This window comes from Neisseria sp. SLRRB23, from assembly GCF_050896295.1.
In the GTDB taxonomy this organism is placed as follows: domain Bacteria; phylum Pseudomonadota; class Gammaproteobacteria; order Burkholderiales; family Neisseriaceae; genus Neisseria.
On sequence record NZ_JBPBFH010000050.1, the window covers coordinates 1 to 10,249 of the forward strand.

Genomic DNA, 10,249 nt, shown 5'->3' on the forward strand with positions numbered 1-10,249 from the left:
ATCGTAGGGTGGGCTGTAGGGTGGGCTTCAGCCCACCACTCCCACCAATTCACCATTTCCACCACTCCAATTATTTCCACCAATCCCACCACCCAATTAACCCAACCAACTCCCACCGCCCCCGCCATTTCGGAAACCGCGTCAGGCGGACGTTCCTGCCTGCTCCAACCCCCGGTTTCCCGATGCCTTCGGATGCGGGGTTGCATTTATCGGTTTAGGCGGAAACGGCGGGATTGGTGGAAAACGGTGAAAATGGTAAAAACGGTGGGCTGAAGCCCACCCTGCGCCCACTGACAATGAAAAAAGAGGGCGATGTCGTCTGAATCGCGTGTTGCGGCGAGTATAAACCGGCACGCTTTATTCGTCATTCCCACAAAAACAGAAACCTAAAATTCCGTCATTCCCGCGCAGGCGGGAATCCAGTGTGTTCGGTTTCAGTTGTTTTTGGGTTTCGGGTAATTTCCAAATCGTCATTCCCACGAAAGTGGGAATCCAGACCATTGGGCGGCGGCAGCCTTGAAGGTTATAAAAGACTCGTCATTCCCGCGAAAGCGGGAATCCAGACCTTGGGGTAGCGGCAATATTCAAAGATTATCTGAAAGTTTGAGGTTCTAGATTCCCGCTTTCGCGGGAATGACGAAGGGTTGTGGGAATGACGGGGTTTCAGACGGCATTAAATGCCTTGTCGGGCTTCAGACGGCATCGTCCACCCTCTGCCGTCATTCCCGCGCAGGCGGGAATCCAGTGTGTTCGGTTTCAGTTGTTTTTGGGTTTCGGGTAATTTTCAAATCGTCATTCCCACGAAAGTGGGAATCTAGCCCTTGGGGCGGCGGAAATATTCAAAGATTATCTGAAAGTTTGAGGTTCTAGATTCCCGTTTTCACGGGAATGACGAAGGGTTGTGGGAATGACGTAGTTTCAGACGGCATCCGCGCCCACCGTCATTCCCACGAAAGTGGGAATCCAGACCTTGGGGTAGCGGCAATATTCAAAAGTTGTCTGAAAATTCAGAAGTTCTAGATTCCCGCTTTCGCGGGAATGACGAAAAATTGCGGGAATGACGAAGTTTCAGACGGCATCAAATGCCTTGTCAGGCTTCAGACGGCATCGTCCACCCTCTGCCGTCATTCCCGCATAAGCGGGAATCCAGACCATTGGGCAGCAGCAGCCTTAAAGGTTATAAAAGACTCGTCATTCCCACGAAAGTGGGAATCCAGACCTGTCGGCACGGAAACTTATTGGATAAAACGGTTTCTTCAACCCTACGCTCTAGATTCCCGCTTTCGCGGGAATGACGAAGGGTTGTGGGAATGACGAAGAGTTACGGGAATGATGAAGTTTCAGACGGCATCTGCCCACCGTCATTCCCACGAAGGTGGGAATCCAGTGTGTTAGGTTTTAGTTGTTTTTGGGTTTCGGGTAATTTCCAAATCGTTATTCCCACGAAAGTGGGAATCTAGCCCTTGGGGCAGCGGCAATATTCAAAAGTCGTCTGAAAATTCAGAAGTTCTAGATTCCCGTTTTCACGGGAATGACGAAGGGTTGTGGGAATGACGTAGTTTCAGACGGCATCGCCCCGCCCCGTCATTCCCGCGCAGGCGGGAATCCAGACCATTGGGTAGCAGCAGCCTTGAAGGTTATAAAAGACTCGTCATTCCCACGAAAGTGGGAATCTAGCCCTTGGGGCGGCGGCAATATTCAAAAGTCGTCTGAAAATTCAGAAGTTCTAGATTCCCGTTTTCACGGGAATGACGAAAAGTGGCGGGAATCCAGACCATTGGGCGGCGGCAATATTCAAAGATTATCTGAAAGTTTGAGGTTCTAGATTCCCGTTTTCACGGGAATGACGAAGGGTTGCGGGAATGACGAAAAATTACGGGAATGACGATTCATAATAAAAAAACCTGCTTAAAACAAGCAGGTTTTTGAATTGGCACGCCCACGGGGATTCTTGATTTATATTAAAAACAAAATATTATCATGACTACATTGCAATAATAAACAGAGCAACCCCAAAACCGCGCCAACAATCAGAAAAAACCAAACTAAAAATTTAGAACTTGTTGCACTGTTGCCTATCCGCAAAAACACAACAAAAATGTTTCGTTTTCGCTTGCAAATACAACATTTCTGTTGTATTATATCCTTACTGTATAGGAAAGGAGGTTATATGAAATACAGTGAGTTCAAACGATGGCTCGAAGCGCGGGGCGTGGAGTTCAAAAGCCAAAAGCGCGGCAGCCATTACAATCTCAGGCTTGGAGACAAAACGTCGGTTTTCCCGTTTCACGGCAGTAGGGAGATGGGTTCTGACCTGACGAACAAAATCAAAAAAGATTTGGGATTGAAATAAAAAGGGCAGCCCGAAAGGGCTGTCTGCACCGCAAACCGATTTTTACAAGGAAAACCATGTTGAACTATCCCTATATCCTCACGCCCGACAGCAACGGCACGTTTTTGGTTACTTTCCCCGATATACCTGAAGCGGCAGCGGTTGGCGAAGACGAAGAAACTGCCGCCATTGAAGCATTGGACGGCTTGTTGTGTGCCCTGGACGGCTATTTTGAAGACCGCCGGGCTGTGCCCATGCCTTCAGAGCCTACCGAAGGGCAGCCTGTTGTAGCACTGCCGGCGCTGGAAACCGCCAAAGTGCTGCTGCTCAACGAGATGGTCAGCCAAGGCGTGCGCAAGGCGGAAATGGCACGGAGGCTAGATGTGTACATGCCGCAAATTGACCGCTTATTCGACCTGCGGCATAATACTAAAATAGACTTTTTGGAAAAAGCCGCCTCGAAGCTCGGTAAAAGTCTAAATATTAGCTTCTCTTAAATCCTACTTTCTTATACAGTGACAATCAAAGGCTACCTGAAAATTCAGATAGCCTTTTTTCAGGTAGCCTGAAATCAGAACAACTGCCCTTGCGCCAGTGCGTGCTCGATGCGCTGGCAGGCAATATCAAAGTATTTCGGCTCGCGCTCGATGCCGATAAAGTGCCGGCCGCGCTGTAAAGCCGCTACGCCCGTGCTGCCTGTGCCCATAAACGGGTCAAGCACCAAATCGCCCGGCGCGGATGCGCTGGCAATAGCCTTATACATCACATACAGCGGCTTTACCGTGGGATGGTCAAACGGGTTTTTCTCCACATTACCCACCACAAAACGGGTTTTACTCTCCCAAATGTGGCGGCGGTAGGCGTGCACCATGTACTCGGTGTCTGGTAGATAGGTGCCGCAGGTGAGTGGCGTGGGATTTTTCTTGTTCCAAGTGAGCAACATCCAATTCAGGTCTTGGTTTTTCGCCTGGTTGATAATGTCCACAATTTGGCTTTTCGCGCAAAACACCAACCAGTTATCAAAATTATCCAGTAAATTAACATCAAAACCCGTATCAATATGGTTTTTAATATCCTGCAAATATTTCCGCCCAGCACCCATTCCCGCGCCGGAAGCGCCAAGCACATACGGCGGGTCGGAAATCAGCGCATCCACTTTGTTTTCGGCCAGCACCGCCGGCAAATTCTTGCTTAATCATTTCGCACACCCAAAACAAAACCGCCGCAAAGCGGCGGGGTTTACTTATCTGCCGTGTCGGCCACCACGCGCCCATACGCCTGCCATTCGGCCAGGTCGTTGCGCTGGGTGTCGGCTATTTCTGCCAATCCTGCATATTTTTTTGCGCAGTTGCCGAATAACTGCCAGCCTCGGGCAGCGGCTTCATCAACCGTGCCGGCGGTTCCGGCGGTTTGGGGCAGGGAGCGACTACGGGCAGCGGCGTAGGCGCGCACGCGCTCAAGCTCGCCGCGCAGATTATCCACAGCAATTTTTGCATTTTCTCTTTCCTTTTCCACTTCGGCCTGCGCGGCGGCCAATTCCGCCTGCGCCTGCCTTTCTTTTTCCAATACTGCACCGGTTTGCTTCGCCAGTGCTTCGGTTTTCTGTTGCTTCAGCTTGGTCTCGGCGGCACGGTAGCCCGCGCTGTAGCGCTGCTCACCGTACCAATATTCACCGCCGATCACCGCCGCCAGTAGGGCGGCAATGGCAAGCGGTTTCCAGTATTTCACGATCCACATTTTTCACTCTTTCTGCGGCTCGAGCCGCGCCAAAAATTGCCGATAGTTGCGCAATTCGTGCTCCGCGTGGCGGGCGGCGTAGGCATCGCCGATGGCCTCGGCATCGGCCAGCACCGCCTCCTGCTCGGCAATCATGCGGCGCACCCAATCGGCTGTGCATTCATCCGCCATACTATGCCTCGCTCTCGCCCTGTTTGCCGGTAGCATCCACCAGCGGCAGCTCGTAGCGGACGGCAGTAGGCTCGGATTTAACGCACTGCTTATCGCGCCAGTAGCTCGACCACCAAAAGCTCAATTCGTCGGCGTTAAACGGGATGATGCTCACGCGGTTGCCTTGGTTGCCGCCCAAACCCATCAGGCGGCCTTGTCTGTCTTTGCCCACGATAAACATCACATGATTGCCGCCGGGGCGTTTTTTGACCGCCAGGCAGCCATAGGCCGGTTTGCTCAAGCGGGTAAGGTAGCGTTCATCCGCCCACGCCCCGGCGCGATACCACGCGGGCACCACGAAGCGGTCGGATTCAGCCAGGCACATACCAACAAAACACCCGCACCAAGCCACTTCATCGTTTTTCCACCATGCTTTCTCTTCGCCGTTGTAGCCGCCAAACTTCACCAGCCATCGCAGGATTTCCGGGTTGTGCTGCGGGCCCGGCATCTCACGCAAGCCCAAGTGGCTTTTCGCCTTGGCAATCCACGGCAATTCGGTTTGTTTCGTCATTTTTAACCTCCAACAAAAAAGCCCGCACAATGGCGGGCAGAAACGTAAGTCTTTGATTTTCCCAGCTAGCCTTATATTTGGTGTTTTTATACCTAATAAAAAATATCCCATTGTTTTAAAACAGGATATTTCTTGCGCTCCAGCTAGCCTTATTTCAGTTATTAAGGATTACTTAATAACTGGTTTTCAGGTAGCCTGAAGTAATAACCACCGCGTACCCGGATACAGCGGGCAGAGGCAGCGGTCGTCAAAACTATTCCGGCGGTGGTGGCGGCTCGTCATCATCCGCCACCACCACCGGCGGCTTCTCGGCGGCTGGCTGGCGGTGGTAGCCCAGCTTACCCAGCACCAAATCCAAGATGCCGCCCGCCGTATCGGGCGAGAGCACGCGCGCCGAATCCAGCAGCACATCGCACATCGTCCCGGCCAGCATTCCCACCATCAATGCCAGGCGCGGCATATCCTTGGGTGTGAGGTCGTCCACCACCGCCAAAGACAAAAACAGCGCCGCGATTAAATCCCCGCACTTGGCCGCCATGCTTTTATCTTTGGCTTTGATAGCTACCCGAAACGAGCCGACAAATGCGCCCAACACTGCCAACATTGTTTGACTGGCAAAAAATCCCGCAAGCAAATCATTCACGATTCCTTCTTTCTAGCCGTCTGCGCGGCCTGCTCGTCCCGTAACGCATCCTGCAAATGTTCACCCATCAGCCATACCGCCAAACTCCAAATGCCGAAGATGTAGGCTACCACCTGCGCCGACAGCGTGGGCCGCACCCTAAAGCTGGTCGCCAGCAGCAGCCAAATCAGCGGGGTAAGCCGTAGCGCCCCCACCCCAACCACATGACTGCGGCGGCTATTGCTCCACACCGACCAAGCCGATAGCAGCGCCAGCAGCAACAGCAGCGACACCACAAACCAGCGCGGCAGCTTGGTTAATCCCGTCCACAGCGGCAGCGTGCCAAAACCATTTACACCAAATACCCACGCCCAAACCAGCAAAAAGCCGATATTGACGATTTGCAGCGCCCGCGTGCCCGTGCCAAACACCCAGCGCCGCGCCGAATCCGGCAAAAAGCGCAAATTCCACAACCAAGACAAAGCCGCTTTCGCGTATCTGCAAAAGCGGCACGATGTCCAGCGGTTATACAAGGTTTTCGCTCGCTCAAACATGACAGTCTCCTTTAAAAATTGCGGCTAAATCATTGGGACTAAAACGCCAGCTCTCGGACAACCCCAACGCCTTGCCCACCCACTCGGAGCAGAACCAGCGGCGGCGGTTTTGCGGCAGCCCGAAGGCAATACCCAATGCGCCCATCAGGTCGTAGCCCTGTCCCTCGGTGGCCGCCCACACCCGCTGCAGCTGCTCGTGTGCCTCCGGGGTGGAGGGCAACGGAATCAAATCCCATTTAGCCGCCGGCAGTGGCATCACTTTGCGGCGCACGCCTTTATCGCGGATGCTGGCGGAGTAGCAGGTATAAACCGATGCCTGCGGATGCTCGTGCACCGCAATCTCAGCGTGGCTGTATTGGCCGCGGGTGAGGGCACGGGTCAGCCAGTCGGTGGCTCGGGCACACCATACGCGCCAGCCGCTGCCGTCGCGGCGGCCTTTATAGAGGGCTAGATAAATGGGTTGCGTGTTCATTCGATAGTCCTCCCAACCTCTGCTGCAGCTGCTAACGACATCGTGGATTGCGTGTAGTAGTTGGCTGTCCAGCCCTTGCTGTAGTCGTATTCAAGCGGCTTATCAGCTTTGAGCATCGTCAGACGATGGCGTTCCGCATTGTGGAAATCAGCCATCTCATCATTTACCATTTGCATAACAATTTCGTCAAACAAGGCCTTGGTACACTTTTCCTTGGGAAGGAAAGTGTTGTCCATCGTTTTCCATGGTTCTTTCAGTGGAAACGCCTCATCCGGCAGAGTGCGCAAAGTCAGGTATTGCAGGCGGGTGGCGTCATCGGTTTGAAACCATTTGCCTACGGACTTGATATAAACCCCGTGCCGCAGGTTGTCGTAACGCTTGGCCTTGATGCGCTCCCACATCTCATCCTGCTGTTCGGCTTTGAGCCGGGCGGCAACGTCCGGAGGCAATACCCAAGCCTTCGCTTTGGCATCCCACGTCTGATATTCGTTCTCTCGCGGTAGCAGGGTCAGCTCGGCGGGCAGCTCGCCCACCTGTTCAACCTGCACCTTCGCGCCGTCGTCGGTGCGGTAGGCGGTTTTGCCGCGATGGTCGGGCAGATATTGCCATTCGGCCCTTTCGGGTAGCCAGCGGGCGGCGAAGCCTGCGCGGGTTTCGGGCGGCTGGGTGTCTACGCAGCCGGCCGGCAATAGGTAGCCGCCGTCTGCGGCCAGCGGGTCGAGGTCGGCCACGGTTTGGTGCAGGTAGAGGTTGTCGGCATCCAACTGGCAGACGGGCTTGGTTGGAGGGTATTGGTTTTCGCTCATGATTTATCCTTTCAGGCGGCCTTAAATTTTGATACAGGCCAACAATGCGATGTTGCGTGGGCGGTTTTCGTTGGCCGTGGGAACAACGCGGGAGGCGTCGAATGTGATGGCGCGCGGAATATTGTCATTTCCGCTGTTGCTTTCGGCTGTCCACTGTTTCCATGATTTTTCCACGCCAAACGCGCCCGTCGTCTCGATGTAGTCGAACAGTTGCAGTGCGCCGTTTTGGCCGCTGTCTAATTTGCCCGTGATATTACGAATGGCGTCGCTTTGCCCGCTGCCCAGTGCCCGCCTGCTGTCGATGCCGCGGCCGTCGTCCCAGCCGCGTATAAATTCGCCGCGCAGGTCGGGCAGGTTGAAGGTGGTACTGCCGTCGCCCGCGCCGTAGGTGGTACCGATGGCGGCAAACAAGGCGGCATAGGTAGTACGGGATACGGCGGCGCCGTTGGCCTTGAGCCAGCCTGCGGGGGCGGTTCGCCCGGCGAAGTACAGCACCGCGCCGCTGGGCACCATGCCCGACAGGTCGTCCGCATTGAGCAGGCGCTTGCCGTCATAGCGCAGCTCGCCGTCGTTGCGCATGGAGAGGTATTTGCCGCTGCGCTTGTTGTAAAAATAAGTGTTTACGTTGTTTGCACCGATTTGCAGGTATTGGTTGGCGTTAAAGTCGCCTACGCTGTCGGCTACAATCGCGCCTTTTTTCAGGGTGGTAAGGCCGGTAAAGGTTTTGTCGCCGGCGATTTCTTGGTTGCCGGTGGTTTTGACCGCGTCGGCCTGCTCGTCGATTAGTTTTTTCAGGGCGCCAAGCAGCTGGTCGCGCTTATCTGGATTAAGTGCCACACCCGCGCCCTCAATCACATTACAAATCTCTTCCTGCACATGGTTGCACCATTCAGCGTTAAACGCCGTAGGCAGCACGCCGCGCGTCAAATCGCCGTTTCTAAAGCCTGCTTTGCCGCTGCCGAACAGGTCGGCAACGGCGGAAGAAGTGGAAATCCGCTGCATAATCAAACGCTCCTAAACATATTTAAAAATTAGATAAGTGTGTGCCGGCTTGAGTTTGTTGAGTACACACTCGATGGCGCTGCTTTGGTACAGCTGCAGCGGGCTGTTGCAATCATCGTTACAGTTAGCCGGTCGGTGGTCGCCGCTGCCACGCAGCGATACTGCCCAACAATAGCTGTCGTTGTCGGAGTACAACGCGGCATTGCAGTCATCATTGCAGGTGGCTGGGAAAAACTCGGCAATTTCCGCCTGTGGTTGCCCGGATGTGCGCAACAGATGTAGATAAAACGCCTTGCTTTGCGCGCCGCCGCCTGCCAGCCGCGCCACCAGTGCCATACGCCGCGCCTGAATATCGCCGGCAGCCGATGCGCTACATTCATCCGGCAGCCCGGCGGTAGCTTCCCATTCCGGCAATGTTTCGTATGCGCCGTATGGCGTGGCTTCCGCCAGTAGTTCGGTGGCGCGTTGCTCAATACGGGCCAGCTCTAATGCCAACGCAGCGATAAAATCGGCCATCGCCGGGTCGGATTCAGTTGCCCAAGCGCGGCCGGTTGGCAGCAACGCAGTAAGTTGGCTGCGGTAGGCAGCCTGCCTGATACTTAAGTCCACGAAATACCTCCCAGCACCGCGATTTCGTCTTGCTCACATACCACATCCGTTATGGGCGCGAGCAGCATATGGTGCGTTTCGCCCGCCGCCAAACTAACCGCCTCGCTGATGCGCGAAATGCGGATAACCGAGCCCAGCGAGGCTTCGCGCCGGTAAAACAGACGCAGTGAGTTTTCCACCGCCTGCCGCACAGCGGCGGTATCTGGATACACTTTGATGCGGTGCGCCACGGTTTTCAGTCGCGGCGCGACGACCGACACCCGCGCCGTTACCGGACGCAGCAGCTCTAAATGCTGCCGTACCGCATCCAGCAATGTGCTGTTGGGCACGATGTTATCGCCGCCTGCCACATACACCACAACGTGGTTAATCTCGCCGCCGTTTGGTTTAACCCAAGCGCGAGCAATACCCGGCACCTCGAGTGCCCAGCGGATATAGTCGTCCAAACTGCCGCCCATCGGCGGGTTGCGGATGCGTTGCAGCAAACGTTCGCGCAGCTCTTCGTCGCTTTCTGCCACCGCGCCGCCGGAGAACCCGTCACTATCNACCGTGGCCGTGCCGCCGCTGTAGCGCAACACCGCACCCGCGCTGGCGTTGCCGGCCGGGCCCGGCTCCAACGCATCCAACTGCACTGTATTGCCGGACACCGCGCGCACAGAATAGCGCACGCCGTCTTCACGCCGCAGCTCATCACCCACCAAAGGCAGGCTGCCGGACACAGTAGCCTGACCGCTGGCAAACGCGGCGGGCTTGCGCGGCACGGTAAGCCAGGTGCGGGCGTGGCGGTCGAGCTCATCACCTGCGGCCGTGATTGGCAGCATCTGTTGGGCAATCCAATCCAAATGCCCGTGCAAGAGGTGCGATGCCGCGCCCAAAGCTGCGCCGAATACCGATGCCACATCACCTTCCTGCGGGTGCGGGTAGGGTGAGAGGCGGCTGCTGATGTCCAATTCCACCCGTCGGCACAATTCCGGCAGGCTTGGTCGTTCAAACGCCATGATTTACGCTCCACAAATAATCAAAACGGCGGATTTCTCCGCCGTCTTTTTCGATTTCGATATACAACATCGCGCAAGTGAGCGTGTGCCGTTCCGCCCGCACCCGCACTGCCGCCGCGATTTTCTTTTCCGTGAGCCAGGCGAGCGCTTCGGCGGCATATTCCTCTGCCCGCAGCAGGGTGTCGGCAGTAATTTTCTGCCGTTCCAGCAGCCACAGCCGCGAGCCGATACGGCGTGGCCGGAAGCTATCGCCCCACCAGCCGCGTTTGTTTTACTACAACATCACGGTCGCGAGTACGGTCAAATGCCAAACGATGATTAGCCAAAGATGGTTTCTTACCCAATGTAATCAATGGTTCAACCACACGGCGTAATTCCTTTGCTTTAGGCAAAGTT

General features: G+C 55.3%; 15 protein-coding genes and 1 pseudogene. 2 read left to right on the forward strand and 14 right to left on the reverse strand.

The window, feature by feature from the left end:
- Window positions 1–206: hypothetical protein (locus ACRPFF_RS10480; RefSeq protein ID WP_432674617.1), on the reverse strand; the 206-nt coding region annotated here is incomplete at its 3' end.
- A gap of 1,964 nt (window positions 207–2,170) precedes the next feature.
- Here ACRPFF_RS10480 and ACRPFF_RS10485 point away from each other — a divergent pair.
- Both ACRPFF_RS10485 and ACRPFF_RS10490 read left to right on the forward strand, forming a co-directional pair.
- Window positions 2,171–2,353, forward strand: a complete 183-nt coding sequence (locus tag ACRPFF_RS10485) for a type II toxin-antitoxin system HicA family toxin (protein WP_003711064.1) — start codon at window positions 2,171–2,173, stop codon at window positions 2,351–2,353.
- A gap of 56 nt (window positions 2,354–2,409) precedes the next feature.
- On the forward strand, window positions 2,410–2,829 hold the full coding sequence (locus ACRPFF_RS10490; protein ID WP_432674618.1) for a type II toxin-antitoxin system HicB family antitoxin: 420 nt from the start codon (window positions 2,410–2,412) through the stop codon (window positions 2,827–2,829).
- A gap of 74 nt (window positions 2,830–2,903) precedes the next feature.
- Here the strand turns inward: ACRPFF_RS10490 and ACRPFF_RS10495 are convergent, their stop codons facing one another.
- The 13 genes and pseudogenes from ACRPFF_RS10495 to ACRPFF_RS10555 all read right to left on the reverse strand — a co-directional run.
- Window positions 2,904–3,506: a DNA-methyltransferase gene (locus ACRPFF_RS10495; RefSeq protein ID WP_432674630.1), complete on the reverse strand. Its 603-nt coding sequence runs from the start codon at window positions 3,504–3,506 to the stop codon at window positions 2,904–2,906.
- 65 nt (window positions 3,507–3,571) lie between these two features.
- Window positions 3,572–4,069 carry a hypothetical protein gene (locus ACRPFF_RS10500; RefSeq protein WP_432674619.1) on the reverse strand — a complete coding sequence of 166 codons (498 nt, stop codon included), beginning with the start codon at window positions 4,067–4,069 and terminating at the stop codon, window positions 3,572–3,574.
- A gap of 3 nt (window positions 4,070–4,072) precedes the next feature.
- Complete coding sequence (locus ACRPFF_RS10505) at window positions 4,073–4,240, reverse strand: hypothetical protein (RefSeq protein WP_432674621.1); 168 nt, start codon at window positions 4,238–4,240, stop codon at window positions 4,073–4,075.
- 1 nt (window position 4,241) lies between these two features.
- Window positions 4,242–4,790 carry a TIGR02594 family protein gene (locus ACRPFF_RS10510; protein ID WP_432674622.1) on the reverse strand — a complete coding sequence of 183 codons (549 nt, stop codon included), beginning with the start codon at window positions 4,788–4,790 and terminating at the stop codon, window positions 4,242–4,244.
- 253 nt (window positions 4,791–5,043) lie between these two features.
- The gene (locus tag ACRPFF_RS10515; protein WP_432674623.1) at window positions 5,044–5,433 is read right to left on the reverse strand and encodes a hypothetical protein; all 390 of its coding nucleotides are present in this window, start codon (window positions 5,431–5,433) and stop codon (window positions 5,044–5,046) included.
- The gene (locus ACRPFF_RS10520; protein ID WP_432674624.1) at window positions 5,430–5,966 is read right to left on the reverse strand and encodes a hypothetical protein; all 537 of its coding nucleotides are present in this window, start codon (window positions 5,964–5,966) and stop codon (window positions 5,430–5,432) included. Before ACRPFF_RS10520 ends, ACRPFF_RS10515 begins: the two co-directional genes overlap by 4 nt.
- Window positions 5,959–6,438 (reverse strand): hypothetical protein, encoded by a 480-nt coding sequence (locus ACRPFF_RS10525; RefSeq protein ID WP_432674625.1) that lies wholly within the window; start codon window positions 6,436–6,438, stop codon window positions 5,959–5,961. Before ACRPFF_RS10525 ends, ACRPFF_RS10520 begins: the two co-directional genes overlap by 8 nt.
- Window positions 6,435–7,244, reverse strand: a complete 810-nt coding sequence (locus ACRPFF_RS10530) for a DUF4376 domain-containing protein (protein ID WP_432674626.1) — start codon at window positions 7,242–7,244, stop codon at window positions 6,435–6,437. The genes ACRPFF_RS10525 and ACRPFF_RS10530 overlap by 4 nt, the downstream gene beginning before the upstream one ends.
- 21 nt (window positions 7,245–7,265) lie before the next feature.
- Window positions 7,266–8,246, reverse strand: coding sequence for a tail fiber protein (locus tag ACRPFF_RS10535; protein ID WP_432674627.1), 981 nt, complete (start codon window positions 8,244–8,246; stop codon window positions 7,266–7,268).
- A gap of 12 nt (window positions 8,247–8,258) precedes the next feature.
- Window positions 8,259–8,855 (reverse strand): YmfQ family protein, encoded by a 597-nt coding sequence (locus tag ACRPFF_RS10540; RefSeq protein WP_432674628.1) that lies wholly within the window; start codon window positions 8,853–8,855, stop codon window positions 8,259–8,261.
- Window positions 8,846–9,853: a baseplate J/gp47 family protein gene (locus ACRPFF_RS10545; RefSeq protein WP_432674629.1), complete on the reverse strand. Its 1,008-nt coding sequence runs from the start codon at window positions 9,851–9,853 to the stop codon at window positions 8,846–8,848. Before ACRPFF_RS10545 ends, ACRPFF_RS10540 begins: the two co-directional genes overlap by 10 nt.
- On the reverse strand, window positions 9,843–10,082 hold the full coding sequence (locus ACRPFF_RS10550; RefSeq protein ID WP_432674631.1) for a phage GP46 family protein: 240 nt from the start codon (window positions 10,080–10,082) through the stop codon (window positions 9,843–9,845). Before ACRPFF_RS10550 ends, ACRPFF_RS10545 begins: the two co-directional genes overlap by 11 nt.
- A gap of 40 nt (window positions 10,083–10,122) precedes the next feature.
- A pseudogene (locus tag ACRPFF_RS10555) lies at window positions 10,123–10,249 on the reverse strand (L17 family ribosomal protein); the annotation flags it as partial.